The organism is Pseudarthrobacter phenanthrenivorans, assembly GCF_000813845.1.
In the GTDB taxonomy this organism is placed as follows: Bacteria; Actinomycetota; Actinomycetes; order Actinomycetales; family Micrococcaceae; genus Arthrobacter; species Arthrobacter phenanthrenivorans_B.
The window spans coordinates 19,346-33,090 of sequence record NZ_JWTB01000039.1; the positions used below are offsets into that span (position 1 = coordinate 19,346).

Below are 13,745 nucleotides of genomic sequence, written 5' to 3' on the forward strand. Positions count from 1 at the left end.
CCAAAGGAAAGGACCAGAAATGGCCATCACCGTCACAGATCCCCGGCCGATCGCGCGTGCGGAGGAGATCCTCACGCCCAAGGCACTGGCCTTCGTGGAAGAGCTCCACAACCGGTTCGCCGGCACCCGCAACGAACTCCTGGCGGCCCGCGCCGTCAAGCGGCAGCGGGTTGCAGAAACCGGCAAGCTGGACTTCCTGCCGGAGACCAAGGACGTGCGCGACGGCGACTGGAAGGTTGCGCCCGCACCGGCAGCCCTGCAGGACCGCCGGGTGGAAATGACCGGGCCCGCTTCGCCGGCAAAGATGGCCATCAATGCCCTGAACTCCGGCGCCAAGGTGTGGCTGGCGGACCTTGAGGACGCCAGCACACCCACCTGGGCCAACGTCATCGACGCCATCCTGAACCTCCGTGACGCCGCCCAGGGAACCCTCAGCTACACCTCGGAGGAAGGCAAGGAGTACCGGCTCCGCACCGACGCCCCGCTCGCCGTCGTCGTGGCCCGCCCCCGCGGCTGGCACATGGAGGAGAAGCACCTGCTGCTCAACGGCGAACCCGCGGTGGGGGCACTGGTGGATTTCGGGCTCCACTTCTTCCACATCGCCAAGCAGCTGGTCCTGAACGGGCAGGGCCCTTACTATTACCTGCCCAAGATGGAAAGCCACCTTGAGGCACGGCTGTGGAACGACGTGTTCGTGTTCGCGCAGGACTTCCTGGGGCTGAACCAGGGCACCATCCGCGCGACCGTGCTGATCGAGACCATTCCGGCCGCGTTCGAGATGGATGAGATCCTGTACGAACTGCGGGACCACGCCTCCGGCTTGAACGCCGGCCGCTGGGACTACCTGTTCAGCATCATCAAGTACTTCCGTGATGCCGGCGAGGAGTTCGTCCTCCCGGACCGCGCCTCCGTGGTGATGACCGCACCCTTCATGCGGGCCTACACCGAGCTCCTGGTCAAGACCTGCCACCGGCGCGGCGCCTTCGCCATGGGCGGCATGGCAGCCGTCATCCCGAACCGCCGCCACCCCGAAGTCACGGCAGCCGCCTTCGAGAAGGTGCGGGCCGACAAGACCCGTGAGGCAAACGACGGCTTCGACGGTTCCTGGGTGGCGCACCCGGACCTGGTGCCCACCTGCCGTGAAGTCTTCGACTCCGTACTCGGCGACAAGCCCAACCAGGTGGACAAGCAGCGTCCGGAGGTTTCGGTCACCGCTGAGCAGCTGCTGGACGTCCAGTCCGCCGGCGGCCAGGTCACCGAGGCCGGCCTGCGGCTGAACCTCTACGTCGCCGTCGCCTACACCGCCGTGTGGCTGTCCGGGAACGGCGCGGTGGCCATCCACAACCTGATGGAGGACGCCGCCACGGCCGAGATCTCCCGCTCCCAGGTGTGGCAGCAGATCCGCAACAAGTCCGTCCTGGCGGACACCGGCAACACCGTGACCCGGGAACTGGTGGAGCGGATCCTCGGCGAGGAAACCGAACGGCTGCGCACCGAATTCGGTGACGAGGCCTTCCGCCGCTACTACCAGCCGGCCAGCGAACTGATCGCGGACATCTGCCTCTCGGACGACTACACCGACTTCCTCACCACGCCCGCCTACGAGCTGGTGGGCTGAGATGGCGGCACCCAAGTCCTCGCTTTCCGCGGGGGACCTTGCGCACATTGACGGGCAGCTTGCTGCCACGGACCGGCTGCTGGAGCAGAACTACCCCGGTGACGACGGCTCCCGCCAGCCCGTACACACGGTGTACGTTCCCGCGGACCGTTTCACGCCGTCGTTCGCTGCCGACTGGGGCGCCCAGGCAACCGCGACGGCGGAAGCCCACGGCGGCTTCGGGAAGCTGGGCCGGCTGCTGGGCCAGGACGCCGGGCTCGCCGAAGCCGTGGCGGGCCGCGTCCAGGCCAAGCTCCAGACCGAGCCCATCGAGGACCTCCGCCTGGACTTCGAGGACGGCTTCGGGGACAGGGGCGACGACGCCGAGGACGCTGCCGCCGTCACGGCGGCTTCCGCGGTGGCCGCCGCAGTCGCGGCCGGGTCCGCTCCCCCGTTCATCGGCATCCGGTTCAAGTGCTTCGAGGCGGCAACCCGTGCCCGCGGCCTGCGGACGCTCGACCTGTTCGTCTCTGGGCTGGCGGCCGCAGGCGAGCTGCCGGACGGGCTGGTCCTGACCCTGCCCAAGGTCACCGCTGTGGCCCAGGTCCAGGCCATGGACTACGCCGTGTCCCGGCTCGAGGACGTGCACGGCCTGCCCACCGGCCGGCTGGGCTTTGAGGTGCAGGTGGAAACACCGCAGCTCATCCTCGGCCCGGAGGGCACCTCGTCGGTGGCACAGCTGCCGCACGCCGTCCCGGGCCGGATCAGCGGCCTGCACTACGGCACCTATGACTACTCCGCGTCGCTGCAGATCTCCGCCGAGTACCAGTCCATGGAGCACCCGGTAGCGGACTTCGCCAAGGAAGTCATGCAGCTGGCCGTGGCCGGCACGGGCATCCGGCTCTCCGACGGGTCCACCAACATCCTCCCGGTGGGCGACAACGTGGAAAACGCCTGGCAACTGCACGGACGCCTGGTCCGGCGGTCGCTGGAGCGCGGCTACTACCAGGGCTGGGACCTGCACCCGGCCCAGCTGCCCAGCCGGTTCGCCGCCACCTACGCCTTTTACCGTGAGGGGCTCCCGGCCGCCGCGGCCCGGCTGCGCAACTACGTGGAGCGGACCGAAGGCGGCGTGATGGATGAGCCCGCCACCGCCCGCGCGCTGGCCGCGTTCGTCCTCCGGGGCGTCCAGTGCGGCGCCGTCGGTACCGGGGAAGTCCAGGCGCTTGCCGGCGTCGGACTTCCGCAGCTCACCGCACTGGCGCACCCCCGGCTGGCCACCACTTCCAACTCCTAAGCAAAGGATCCCGCGATGGGCAACTACTACTACCCGCAAGGCGGCCTGCCGCCGCAGACCCACCTCACCACCGAGCGCGCCATCGTCACCGAGGCCTACACGGTGATCCCGAAGGGCGTGCTGACCGACATCGTCACGTCCAACCTGCCGGGGTTCAGCAACACCCGCTCGTGGATCATCGCCCGGCCCATCTCCGGCTTCGCCACCACCTTCTCCCAGCTGATCGTGGAGATCGGTCCGGGCGGGGGCGCCCCGAAGGCCGAATTCGAGGCCGGCGTCGAAGGCGTCGTTTTTGTCACCAAGGGCAAGCTCAACCTGACCCTCGACGGCGAACTGCACCAGCTTGAGGAAGGCGGCTACGCCTACCTGGCGGCCGGTTCGGAGTGGGGCGTGGAGAACGTCTCCGACGACATCGTGTCCTACCACTGGATCCGCAAGGCCTACGAGCGGCTGGAAGGGTACGAAGCCAAGTCCTTCGTCACCAACGAAAAGGACGTTCAGCCCACGTCCATGCCCGATACCAACGACGTCTGGAAGACCACCCGCTTCACGGACTCCAGCGACCTGGCGCATGACATGCAGGTCAACATCGTCACGTTCCAGCCCGGCGGAGTGATCCCGTTCCCCGAAACCCACGTCATGGAGCACGGCCTGTACGTCCTGGAGGGCAAGGCCATGTACCTGCTGAACAACGACTGGGTGGAGGTGGAGGCCGGCGACTTCATGTGGCTGCGCGCCTTCTGCCCCCAGGCCTGCTACGCCGGCGGACCCGGCGAGTTCCGCTACCTGCTCTACAAGGACATGAACCGCCAGGTGAAGCTCACCTAGCCCGTTCCGCCGCGAGGCAGCGCCAGAGGCCGTTATGGAATTCCATAACGGCCTCTGTTCTGATGCGGCTGGGAAGGCTCAGGCGCCCGGGTTAAGGACCACCTTGATGCAGCCGTCCTCCTTCTTCTGGAACTTCTCGTACAGCGCCGGCGCCCCGTCCAGGCCGGAGCGGTGGGTCACCAGGTCCATCACACCCAGCGGGTCGGCGTCGTCCTCCACCAGCGGAAGGATGGCGTCCGTCCAGCGGCGTACGTTGCACTGGCCCATGCGCACCTGGAGCTGCTTGTCGAACATGGTGAGCATGGGCATCGGGCTGGCCGTGCCACCGTAGACGCCGCTGAGCGAGAGCGTTCCACCGCGGCGGACGGCATCGATGGAGGCATGCAGCGCAGCGAGCCGGTCCACGCCGCCGTGCTCCATGGCCTTCTGTGCCAGTTTGTCCGGCAGGAGGCCCAGCGCCTGGTGGGCGAAGCCCGCCACCGGGGAGCCGTGGGCTTCCATGCCGACGGCGTCCACGACGGCGTCCGGCCCGCGGCCATCGGTCATCTCCCGGAGTTCGTCCCCGACGGCCTTGCCGTAATCGAGCGTTTCCACGCCGTGCCGCGCTGCCATTTCCCGGCGTTCCGGAACGGGATCGATACCGATCACGCGGAAGCCGCGGTGCACGCCGATGCGGCCGGCGAACTGGCCCACGGGGCCAAGGCCGAACACGGCGAGGGTGCCGCCGGCGGGGACGTCAGCGTATTCCACGGCCTGCCAGGCGGTGGGCAGGATGTCGGAGAGGAACAGGTATCTTTCGTCCGGAAGGTCGTTGCCCACCTTCACGGGACCGTAGTCGGCGTGCGGCACGCGCAGGTATTCGGCCTGGCCGCCGGGAACGGACCCGTACAGTTCCGAGTAGCCGAAGAGGGCGGCGCCGGATCCCTTTTCCTTGACCTGGGTGGTTTCGCATTGGGACTGCAGGCCCTGCCTGCACATGTAGCAGGAGCCGCACGCGATGTTGAACGGGACCACCACGCGGTCGCCCTTGCGGAGGTTGGTAACGCCGCTGCCCACTTCTTCCACGATGCCCATCGGCTCGTGGCCAATGACGTCCCCCTTGTGCATGTAGGGCCCCAGGACCTCGTAGAGGTGGAGGTCGGAGCCGCAAATGGCGGTGGAGGTGATCCGGATGATCGCATCCGTGGATTCCTGGATGACGGGATCCGGCACTTCTTCCACGCTTACCGAACGCTTTCCTTGCCACGTCAGTGCTTTCACAGTCTTCCTTTCGCTTTTGCCTTGCCCCGGGGCCTCCGCGGGCCGGACCAGGACACCCGAGGGCGTCCTTTCCCCGACGCTATCGGTTTTGGCGGAAAAAAGTAAGCATGCTGATGAAAAGCTTGTGGCCGCCGTCGACTGCTTCTAGCGTAGGAAGGGCACAGCAGAAGCCGACGCGAAAGAGGATCGCCATGTCGCTGTACCAGCCGGAACCCGTCGAGATCTCCACCCGCGTGCGTCCGGGCGAATGGACGGAGGAGAGCCTTGCGGAACTGGTCGGCACCTACCAGGCACGGGTGGCGGAGATGGGCGCCCCAGAGGCCGAAGTGGCCACGGACATCCAGCGCAACGACGACGGCTCAGTGAAGGTCGTTGTGTCCTGGACCAAGCCCGCCATCGCCGGGGACGAGGACTCAGTGCCCGGCGGCCAGCCACTCTGACCGGGAAGCTTACTGCAGGGCTAGGATTTGGTTTCCAGGGCAAGCAGCCGGCCAATGGCGCTGGCCCCCAGGTTCTCCAGCAGGTGGCGGGGGCCCTCATAGACCTCCACGGCACCAGCGTCCCGCAGCTGGGCCGCGTGGATCCCGCCGCAGGTAACCCCGATGGCCGGGATGCCCAGCGCCGCCGCCGCCTTCATGTCCCACACGGCATCCCCGACGTAGACGGCATCCGCGGCCTCGATGCCAAGCGCTTCCAGTGCAGCCTCAAGGATGTCCGGGGCAGGCTTGCTCTCCTCGGCGTCGTTGGCGCTGGTGGCGGCGTCGATGAAGGCATCGGCATCCAGGACCGACCGCATGACCTGCAGGTCCCGCTCCCGCGCCGATGAGGCAAGGGCCACGGCAAGGCCGGCTTCGCGGCATTGGCCCAGCAGGTCCTTGGCACCGTCGAGGGCGCGGAGGGATGGCCAGTGCGAGGCGTAGAGTGCACCGTGGCTGGCCATGATGTCCTGGTCCTCGCTGCGGTCCCGGTCCTGCGGAAGGAGGTTGTCCACCAGCCGCGCCCCGCCCATGCCCACGAGCTGGTGGATGGCAGCCATGGACACGTCGTGGCCGTACTGGCGGAACGCACCCCACCAGGCGATGGTGTGGATGTAGGACGAGTCGATCAGGGTTCCGTCAACGTCAAAGAGGACCCCCCGGCGGGCGCCGCCAGAGGGTGCTGGGAAGTCCGGCATCAGCCCACCGCTGCCCGTCGGACTTCCGGTGCCTTCTTGTGCCGGGCAGCTTCTTCCTTGGCGGAGCTGACGGGACGCACACGGTCGCGGATGATCGTCCCCGCGCCGTCCAGGCTCTTGTCCCGGATCAGGCCCGTGCCGGCAATCTCGCGGGCCATCGCGACGCCTGCCACGGCAGCCCTCTTGGTGGGGAAGGTTACGGAGATGGCCATCAGGTTTCCGCTCCCGTCCATCATCCTGATGCGGTAACCACCGTCAGGGGCGTCCACGAGCTCAAAAAATCCGGCCATAACTATCACTCCTCCATCAATCACGGCATTGTGCTTGGGAGCACTCCATGAGGTGTTAGTAAGTATACTTATCTATCCTGCGAAGGAGAAGTTACGGTCCCGGTCCGCGCCGCCTCAGCGCGAATCCGCCCCTGGCGGCGGAATGGGAGTGTCACTGCGCCGAACCGTATCCTGATGAAGCTCCAAGGCGCTAGTCACAAGGGCGAAATGGCTGAAGGCCTGCGGCGTGTTCCCAAGCTGGCGCCCGGCTTTCACGGCCCATTCCTCACTCAACAGCCCCACGTCGTTGCGCAGTTCCAGCAGCCGCTCGAAGAGCTCACGCGATTCCTCGGGGCGGCCCGCACCCAGGAGCGCTTCCACCAGCCAGAACGAACAGGCCAGGAAGACGCCCTCGTCGCCCGGCAGGCCGTCGTCGCTCTTTTCGGGCCGGTACCGCAGGACGAACCCGTCCTCGGTCAGCTCCCGCTGGATCGCCTCGATGGTCCCCACCACCTTGGGGTCGTCAGGGGGCAGGAATCCCACCCGGGGGATCAGCAGAAGGCTGGCATCCAGCTCCGTGCCGCCGTAGGACTGGACGAAGGTGTTGCGGGCGGCGTCGAAGCCGTTGGCCATGATGTCAGCGCGGATCCGGTCCCGCAGCGCCTCCCAGCGCTCCACCGGCCCGGGCATGCCGGATTCCCGAACACCCTTCACCATCCGGTCCGCGGCCACCCACGCCATGACTTTCGAGTGCGTGAAGTGCCGGCGTGGACCGCGCATCTCCCACAGCCCGTTGTCCGGCTGGTCCCAGATGGTTTCGAGGTGCTCCATCAGGGCGATCTGGACGTCCCAGGCCTCGTCCGTGTGCTTCAGCAGGGAATTGCGGGTCAGGGCAAGGCAGTCAAGCACTTCGCCCCACACATCCAGCTGGAACTGTTCTGCGGCCGCATTCCCGATCCGTACCGGCACCGAATTCTCGTACCCCTTCAGCCACGGCAACTCCAGCTCCGGCAGCCGCCGCTCGCCATGGATGCCGTACATGATCTGCAGGTCGGCGGGATCCCCGGCCACCGCCCGCAGCAGCCAGTCCCGCCATGCCGCGGCTTCCGCGGTGTAGCCCGCGGCCAGCAGGGCCTGCAGCGTCATGGCGGCATCGCGCAGCCAGCAGTAGCGGTAGTCCCAATTGCGCTGGCCTCCGGGCTGCTCCGGAAGGGATGTTGTGACGGCAGCGACGATGCCGCCGGTTGGCGCGTAAGTCAGCGCCTTGAGCGTAATGAGCGAGCGGACCACGGCGTCCTGGTATTTGCCCTTGACCGTGCACTGGGAGGACCAGCCGCGCCAGAACGCACACGTGCTTTCAAGGACTTCTTCCGCGTCCACGCTGACCGGGCGGCCCACATGGCTGGGCGCCCATGTCAGCACGAACGGCACCTTCTCACCGGCATGGACGGTGAAGTCGCTGACCGTGTGCATGTTTTCGCCATGCAGGGGTGCCGGCGTCACCAGGTAGACGGCGTCCGGGCCGGCGATGGCGTGGAGCCCGCGCTTGTCCTTGCGCACCCAGGGAACGATGTGCCCGTAGTCAAACCTCAGGATCAGCTCCCCGTGCATGCGGACGCTGCCGCTGATGCCCTCCACGATCCGCACAATGTCCGCGACAGAGTCACGGGGCGGCATGAAATCCGTCACCCGCACCGTTCCATCCGGCGTTTCCCATTCGGTATCGAGGACCAGGGTGCCGTCACGGTAGCCGCGGCGCGTGCAGGCGCCTGCCCCCTCGGGCGCCAGCAGCCAGCGTCCCGCATCCGGGGTGTCCAGCAGCGCGTTGAAGCACGCCGGGGAATCGAACCGGGGAAGGCACAGCCAATCGATCGAGCCTTCCTTGCTGACCAGGGCTCCGGTCTGGAGGTCCCCGACTACCGCATAATCCTCGATTCGCGCCATGACATTACCCTGCCACACCGCGGGCCCCAGGGGGTGGGAATCGTGCAGGTGTAGCCTGAGGCCGATGGCAATCCACATCGGCACCTCCGGCTGGAGCTACGACCACTGGGAAAACGTCCTGTACCCGCCAGGGCTGCCTGCCCGTGACCGGCTCCAGTGCTATGTGGCCGAGTTCGGCACTGTCGAGTTGAACGCGAGTTTCTACCGGTGGCCGCGTGACACCACCTTCGCCGGCTGGAACCGGCGCCTGCCGCCCGGCTTCAGCATGTCCGTCAAGGCTCCGCGGGGACTGACGCACGCCCGGAAGCTGTATTCTCCCGAGGTGTGGGTGGAGCGCATCGTGCGGTGCTGGCACGAATTGGGGGACAAACGGGCCGTGCTCCTGGTCCAGCTTCCGCCGCAGCTGGAGCGCGACGACGCGAGGCTGGATTATTTCCTTGCCGCGCTGCCGCCCTGGATCAGGGTTGCCGTGGAGTTCAGGCACCCCAGTTGGGACAGTCCCGAGGTGTTCGGGCTGCTGGAGCGGCACAATGCGGCGTACTGCATCATGAGCGGCGCCAACCTGCCCTGCATCCTGCGCACTACGGCGCCCTTCACCTACATCAGGCTGCACGGGCCGGACCAGCAGCACCTGTACGGGGGCTCCTACCAGGACGCCGACCTCCACTGGTGGGCCGACCGGATCCGCGAGTGGGAGGGTGCGGGCGTGGACGTCTACGCCTACTTCAACAACGACGGCGGCGGGAACGCGGTGCGTAACGCCCGGACACTGCGCGCGATCCTCGGCCGCGGCTGATGCCGCGGGCCGCCCTGTGGCAGAGTGGTGGCATGGACACGGCTCCGCAGAACCCCGCCCAGGACACGGCCCGGCACAACAGCAAGGGCCACGACGCATTGTCCGGAGGCCAGTTCTTCCGGCTGGCACACAGGCTGTCCGACGCGGTCAACGACGTCCGGATCCAGCTGGCCAGGCGCTGGAAATTCGTGCCCCAGACCATTGCGTACCAGGGCTACGGATCAACCACCCGGGTGCGCGTACTGGGCCGCGTGTTGCTGACGCAGAAGCCCCTGCCCGGGAGCAAGGCCGAACACGAAGCGAAGAACGGCAACCAGAACATCCGCGGCTGGCGGGCGTTCACGGGGGTGCCGCTGCAGTTCACCGACGTCGAAATCGCCATCGGCGACGTCGTCACCCACGTCACGGCGGACCGGGGCGGGCTGATCGACACCGAGGTGGACGTGCAGCTCTCCCCCGGCTGGCACACCGCAGTCCTGCGTGCCGAGGGAACCGAACCGGCGGAGGCACTGATCCAGGTAACCGCCCCCGGCGTGCAGTTCGGCATCGTGTCCGACATCGACGACACCGTCATGGTGACCGCCCTGCCCAGGCCCTTCCTGGCGTTGTGGAACACCTTCGTGCTCAGCGAGCGGGCGCGCATGGCCACACCGGGCATGGCGGTACTGCTGGACCGGCTGACCATCGAGCATCCTGAGGCCCCTGTCATCTACCTCTCCACCGGTCCGTGGAACGCCGCCCCTACGCTGGGCCGCTTCCTGAACCGCAACATGTACCCCAAGGGCGCGCTGCTGTTGACCGACTGGGGCCTGACCCAGGACCGCTGGTTCCGGAGCGGGCAGGACCACAAGCGCCGCAACCTGGAGCGGCTGGCCCAGGAATTCCCGGACATGCGCTGGCTTCTGATCGGCGACAACGGCCAGCATGACGAGGCCATCTACTCCGCCTTCGCCGCAGACCACCCGGACAAGGTGGCCGCGATCGCCATCCGGCAGCTGTCCGTCAGCGAGTCGGTCTTTGCCGGCGGCCACTCCGAGGACGGCGACCACACAACGTCCCGGGTACCGTGGATCTACTCCCCCGACGGCGCCGGCATCGCAAAGCAACTGGCCATGCTGGACCTGCTCCGGGGCTGACCCAGCCCTTCCGTTACTGGGCCCCGGCACCCAGGGGCGCACCGTCGTCGGGCGCTTCACTGCCCACCAGGCCCTTGCCGCCCGGCAGGTCGTCGCTGCCGGCTTCCTGGTCAGTGTCCACCAGGTCCGGAACCAGCGCCTGGGCGATGGCTGCCCCTGCCGCCGCGGCCAGGTCGCGTTCCTCGATGAGCTCCTGGAACCAGAAATACGACGCCTTGGGCGTCCGCTCGAGCGTCTCGAAGTCCACGTGCAGGAGGCCGAAAGGCTGGTTGTAGCCGGCGGACCACTCAAAGTTGTCCAGGAACGACCACACGTAATAGCCGCGCAGGTCAATGGACTCGGCGACACCACCCGGAGCGGTGGCGCGAAGGGCGGTTTCGAGGTGGTCGGAGATGTACTTGAGCCGGCGCTCGTCCGGGATGAACCGGGTGTTGGTGGACTTGTCCCGGACGATGATGTCCTCGAAGCTCGCTCCGCCCTCGGTAATGATCACGGGCGGCAGGTTGGGGTACCGGTCTGCCATCTCCTTCAGTGCCACCGCCATGTACTCCGGCTTAACGGGCCAGCCGTAGGCCGTGATGTCCGCTTCCGGCCAGGTTTCGACGTGGAACGGCGTTGCGCCGCTGCCCGTTGCGCTGAGGTCGCTGCCCATGGCCTCCGCCATACTTGACGGCACGGTACCGCCGCCGGGGCCCGCCGCCACTTTGGTGGGCATATAGTAGTTGAGCCCATAGAAATCCAGCGGCTGGGAAATGATCTCCAGGTCCTCTTCGGGGTGGTCGAAGGAGCTGAAGAACTTGGCTGCCCGGATCAGGTCCGGGTACTTGCCCGTGAGGACCGGGTCTGCGTATAGACGGTTCTGGCCCAGGTCCATCAGCCCGGCGCTGATCCTGTCCAGCGGGTTGATCGAGTTCGGCACCATGGGCGAGTACACGTTGGTCATGCCGATTTCCCCCGGCACCCTGGCGGCGCGCAGGGCCTGGACGGCGAGCCCATGCCCGAGCAACTGGTGGTGGACCGTGGGGAAGGCACCGAGGGCCAGCTCCTTGCCGGGCGAGTGCAGCCCGAATGCGTAGCCGTTGGCGCTGACGGTGGCCGGTTCATTGATGGTCACCCAGCGGGCCACCCTGTCCCCGAAGGCCTCCGCCACGAGGGCGGCGTACTCGCCCAGGCGGTAGGCGGTGTCGCGGTTCATCCAGCCGCCCGCCTCGTCCAGCTCCAGCGGAGTGTCCCAGTGGTAGATGGTGGCCATGGGTGATATCCCGTTGGCCAGGAGCTCATCCAGGAGCCGGTCGTAGAACGCCAGGCCGGTACGGTTTGCCGGCCCGGTGCCGCCGGGCTGGATCCGCGGCCAGGAGAAGGAGAACCGGTAGGAGTCGACGCCGAGCTGCTTCAGGAGTGCCACGTCCTGCGGCATCCGGTGGTAGTGGTCCGTGGCCACCACCGGGCTGTGGTCTTCCACGATCGCACCGGGCCGGGCGGCGAACCTGTCCCAGCCGGCGGGTCCGCGGCCGTCCTCGTCCAGCGCCCCTTCGATCTGGAATGCTGCGGTTGCGACGCCAAGCGTGAACCCCGGGGGGATGAGCGCTGCGAGGTCCTTGGCGGAGATGTGCATGTGGTCCAGCCTTTTGGTCACGGTGGTCAGGGGTACGTCCCAGAATGTCACAGCGGGGGGCGGCTGACGAGCAGCACCCTGCATCCGGCTCCGGCTGCTACTGCGAGCCGAACAGGAACTCCTTGGCGTGCGCCACTGCCTTGCGGAAGGCGTCGTTGCGGAGGGTCACCAGGTGCTCCGTGTCGCCGTCGGACGGCTCAAGGTACCCGGTATAGCCCGGCCGCAGCACCCAGATATCCCCCGCCGGCGGGAGGTAGAACACACCGAAGGAACGCTGCTGCCGCTCGTCCGCCGTCCACACCGGGACCACCGCCAGCGCTGCGCCGGTGGCAGGATTGATCCACTGCGCCCGCGGCAGCGGCTGTTCATGCGCTTCCGGATCCAGGAAAGGCGCGGTGCCCGCACCCCACCGCTGCTCGAAGCGCTCATGGAATGCAGGGATCAGGTGTGAGTCATAACGCCGCCACTCGCTCATGCAGTCTTCCGCCTCCTTGGCTGGTTGGCCCCGCGGCCCTGTCAGGACCAGGGTCCGCTTTCCCATCGCACCGGGGTGACACGGATGGTGTGTCCTGAAGGTCCGCCGGTGCCGCGGACTTTCCGGACCGGAATCATGGTGGGCTCCGCTGCGGCCAGTTTCCGGTCGTACTCGGCGCGGCGCCCTGGATCGCGCAGGACTGAGAATGCCTGCATGATCCGGAGAAGCACATCCTCCTGCGCGGGGGGTCCCACCGCCTCCTTGCCCCTGGTTGCCTGCCCGCTGCCCATATCGGGATGGTGGCTGCGCATGAGGGCACGGTACGCATGGGAGATTTCCTGCCGGGTGGCATCCCGGCCCACGCCGAGGATGGCGTAGTAATCAGGGACCTCACTCATCCCAGCCTCCTGTTTCCGCCGGCGCCCCCGCGGGTGGGCGGGGGTACCGGCGGGAAAACCGTGCCCTAGGTGCCGATCTCCTGCTTCCCGTGCTGGTGGGTCTCAATTTCGATCTTCCGCGGCTTGGCCTGCTCCGCCACCGGAATCCGCAGGGTGAGGACACCTTGGTCGTAACTGGCCTTGATCTTCTCGGTGTCCAGGGTGTCACCCAGGATGAGCTGCCGGCTGAAGACGCCGCGGGGGCGTTCCGAAGCCACCAGTTCCACGTTGGGCTGCGTGGGATCCTTGCGCTCGGCCCGCACCGTCAGGACGTTCTTTTCGACGTTCAGGTCCAGGGACTCCACCTTCACGCCGGGAAGGTCGAACGCGACCACGAATTCGCCGTCTTCCTGCCAGGCGTCCATAGGCATGGCCGCCGGGCGTGCAGCGGTTCCAAAGACCTGCTGCGTGAGCCGGTCCAGCTCACGGAACGGGTCGGTACGCATCAACATCATTTCCCACTCCTTCGGCTTCCAAGTGTTGATCTGCGTCTATCCAGCACCGCCTAATCTATGGTGGTGGATATAGATTTTTTATAGCACTCGTGGGAAACTGAAGCAAGGCAGCCGACAGGCGTTTTTGGGAGGGAAATATGGCAGATCCGGACGGAGGAAAAGCCGCCCGTTCGCCAGGGTCACGGGCGCTGTATGCCATCTCGGTGGCGGCCGAGCTGACCGGGACCGGCCAGCAGAACATCAGGCTGTATGAGACCAAAGGCCTGCTGACGCCATCACGGACGGCCGGCGGAACACGCCAGTACAGCGACGATGACATCGCCGTACTGATGCGCATCGGCCAACTCCTCGAACAGGGACTGAACCTGGCAGGCGTTGCCAAGGTCCTGGAACTGGAGGCGGCGAACATGAAACTGCACCGTGCCCTCAAGCGCGCCAGGTCGCGGCAGCAGTAAGCCGGCC

15 protein-coding genes are annotated in these 13,745 nt (G+C 67.1%); 7 read left to right on the forward strand and 8 right to left on the reverse strand.

The genetic code is table 11. The annotated features are described in order from the left end of the window. The first annotated feature begins 19 nt into the window (after positions 1-19). The 3 genes from aceB to RM50_RS17695 are packed head-to-tail and all read left to right on the forward strand — an operon-like array spanning position 20 to position 3,722. The gene (gene aceB, locus RM50_RS17685; protein WP_043455373.1) at positions 20-1,618 is read left to right on the forward strand and encodes a malate synthase A; all 1,599 of its coding nucleotides are present in this window, start codon (positions 20-22) and stop codon (positions 1,616-1,618) included. 1 nt (position 1,619) lies between these two features. Then, entirely contained in the window at positions 1,620-2,894 is a 1,275-nt protein-coding gene (locus RM50_RS17690; protein ID WP_043455376.1) for a DUF6986 family protein, read from the forward strand. Positions 2,895-2,909: 15 nt separating this feature from the next. Then, entirely contained in the window at positions 2,910-3,722 is an 813-nt protein-coding gene (locus tag RM50_RS17695) for a bifunctional allantoicase/(S)-ureidoglycine aminohydrolase (RefSeq protein WP_043455377.1), read from the forward strand. A gap of 78 nt (positions 3,723-3,800) precedes the next feature. Here the strand turns inward: RM50_RS17695 and RM50_RS17700 are convergent, their stop codons facing one another. Continuing rightward, entirely contained in the window at positions 3,801-4,982 is a 1,182-nt protein-coding gene (locus RM50_RS17700) for a zinc-dependent alcohol dehydrogenase (protein ID WP_043455380.1), read from the reverse strand. A gap of 191 nt (positions 4,983-5,173) precedes the next feature. On the opposite strand from RM50_RS17700, the gene RM50_RS17705 reads away from it, so the two are divergent. Beyond that, on the forward strand, positions 5,174-5,422 hold the full coding sequence (locus RM50_RS17705; RefSeq protein ID WP_043455384.1) for a hypothetical protein: 249 nt from the start codon (positions 5,174-5,176) through the stop codon (positions 5,420-5,422). Positions 5,423-5,442: 20 nt separating this feature from the next. Here the strand turns inward: RM50_RS17705 and RM50_RS17710 are convergent, their stop codons facing one another. From RM50_RS17710 to RM50_RS17720, 3 genes are all read right to left on the reverse strand, one after another. After that, a complete protein-coding gene (locus RM50_RS17710; protein ID WP_043455387.1) occupies positions 5,443-6,156 on the reverse strand; it encodes an HAD family hydrolase in 714 nt (237 codons plus the stop codon). Continuing rightward, the gene (locus RM50_RS17715; RefSeq protein WP_043455390.1) at positions 6,156-6,446 is read right to left on the reverse strand and encodes a hypothetical protein; all 291 of its coding nucleotides are present in this window, start codon (positions 6,444-6,446) and stop codon (positions 6,156-6,158) included. Before RM50_RS17715 ends, RM50_RS17710 begins: the two co-directional genes overlap by 1 nt. A 114-nt stretch (positions 6,447-6,560) precedes the next feature. Next, positions 6,561-8,369 carry a glycoside hydrolase family 15 protein gene (locus RM50_RS17720; protein WP_043455393.1) on the reverse strand — a complete coding sequence of 603 codons (1,809 nt, stop codon included), beginning with the start codon at positions 8,367-8,369 and terminating at the stop codon, positions 6,561-6,563. A gap of 64 nt (positions 8,370-8,433) precedes the next feature. On the opposite strand from RM50_RS17720, the gene RM50_RS17725 reads away from it, so the two are divergent. Together RM50_RS17725 and RM50_RS17730 are read left to right on the forward strand one after the other, a co-directional pair. After that, positions 8,434-9,165 (forward strand): DUF72 domain-containing protein, encoded by a 732-nt coding sequence (locus tag RM50_RS17725; RefSeq protein WP_043455396.1) that lies wholly within the window; start codon positions 8,434-8,436, stop codon positions 9,163-9,165. 32 nt (positions 9,166-9,197) lie between these two features. Further along, positions 9,198-10,301: an App1 family protein gene (locus tag RM50_RS17730; protein WP_240471996.1), complete on the forward strand. Its 1,104-nt coding sequence runs from the start codon at positions 9,198-9,200 to the stop codon at positions 10,299-10,301. Positions 10,302-10,314: 13 nt separating this feature from the next. On the opposite strand, the gene RM50_RS17735 is transcribed toward RM50_RS17730, so the two are convergent. The 4 genes from RM50_RS17735 to RM50_RS17750 all read right to left on the reverse strand — a co-directional run bounded on the left by RM50_RS17735 (position 10,315) and on the right by RM50_RS17750 (position 13,280). Beyond that, the gene (locus RM50_RS17735) at positions 10,315-11,916 is read right to left on the reverse strand and encodes a glycoside hydrolase family 1 protein (RefSeq protein WP_043455521.1); all 1,602 of its coding nucleotides are present in this window, start codon (positions 11,914-11,916) and stop codon (positions 10,315-10,317) included. 97 nt (positions 11,917-12,013) lie between these two features. After that, complete coding sequence (locus RM50_RS17740) at positions 12,014-12,391, reverse strand: hypothetical protein (protein WP_043455401.1); 378 nt, start codon at positions 12,389-12,391, stop codon at positions 12,014-12,016. A gap of 41 nt (positions 12,392-12,432) precedes the next feature. Further along, positions 12,433-12,789, reverse strand: coding sequence for a J domain-containing protein (locus RM50_RS17745; RefSeq protein ID WP_043455403.1), 357 nt, complete (start codon positions 12,787-12,789; stop codon positions 12,433-12,435). A 65-nt stretch (positions 12,790-12,854) separates the two neighbouring features. Continuing rightward, positions 12,855-13,280 (reverse strand): Hsp20/alpha crystallin family protein, encoded by a 426-nt coding sequence (locus RM50_RS17750; RefSeq protein ID WP_043455523.1) that lies wholly within the window; start codon positions 13,278-13,280, stop codon positions 12,855-12,857. Between the two features lie 140 nt (positions 13,281-13,420). On the opposite strand from RM50_RS17750, the gene RM50_RS17755 reads away from it, so the two are divergent. Then, positions 13,421-13,738 carry a MerR family transcriptional regulator gene (locus tag RM50_RS17755; RefSeq protein WP_043455405.1) on the forward strand — a complete coding sequence of 106 codons (318 nt, stop codon included), beginning with the start codon at positions 13,421-13,423 and terminating at the stop codon, positions 13,736-13,738. Positions 13,739-13,745: the final 7 nt, after the last annotated feature.

Coding starts and splice junctions, on each gene's coding strand:
- aceB (WP_043455373.1), top strand. CDS start 20: ATGGCCATCACCGTCACAGATCCCCGGCCGATCGCGCGTGCGGAGGAG.
- RM50_RS17690 (WP_043455376.1), top strand. CDS start 1,620: ATGGCGGCACCCAAGTCCTCGCTTTCCGCGGGGGACCTTGCGCACATT.
- RM50_RS17695 (WP_043455377.1), top strand. CDS start 2,910: ATGGGCAACTACTACTACCCGCAAGGCGGCCTGCCGCCGCAGACCCAC.
- RM50_RS17705 (WP_043455384.1), top strand. CDS start 5,174: ATGTCGCTGTACCAGCCGGAACCCGTCGAGATCTCCACCCGCGTGCGT.
- RM50_RS17710 (WP_043455387.1), bottom strand. CDS start 6,156: ATGCCGGACTTCCCAGCACCCTCTGGCGGCGCCCGCCGGGGGGTCCTC.
- RM50_RS17715 (WP_043455390.1), bottom strand. CDS start 6,446: ATGGCCGGATTTTTTGAGCTCGTGGACGCCCCTGACGGTGGTTACCGC.
- RM50_RS17720 (WP_043455393.1), bottom strand. CDS start 8,369: ATGGCGCGAATCGAGGATTATGCGGTAGTCGGGGACCTCCAGACCGGA.
- RM50_RS17725 (WP_043455396.1), top strand. CDS start 8,434: ATGGCAATCCACATCGGCACCTCCGGCTGGAGCTACGACCACTGGGAA.
- RM50_RS17730 (WP_240471996.1), top strand. CDS start 9,198: ATGGACACGGCTCCGCAGAACCCCGCCCAGGACACGGCCCGGCACAAC.
- RM50_RS17735 (WP_043455521.1), bottom strand. CDS start 11,916: ATGCACATCTCCGCCAAGGACCTCGCAGCGCTCATCCCCCCGGGGTTC.
- RM50_RS17740 (WP_043455401.1), bottom strand. CDS start 12,391: ATGAGCGAGTGGCGGCGTTATGACTCACACCTGATCCCTGCATTCCAT.
- RM50_RS17745 (WP_043455403.1), bottom strand. CDS start 12,789: ATGAGTGAGGTCCCTGATTACTACGCCATCCTCGGCGTGGGCCGGGAT.
- RM50_RS17750 (WP_043455523.1), bottom strand. CDS start 13,280: ATGTTGATGCGTACCGACCCGTTCCGTGAGCTGGACCGGCTCACGCAG.
- RM50_RS17755 (WP_043455405.1), top strand. CDS start 13,421: ATGGCAGATCCGGACGGAGGAAAAGCCGCCCGTTCGCCAGGGTCACGG.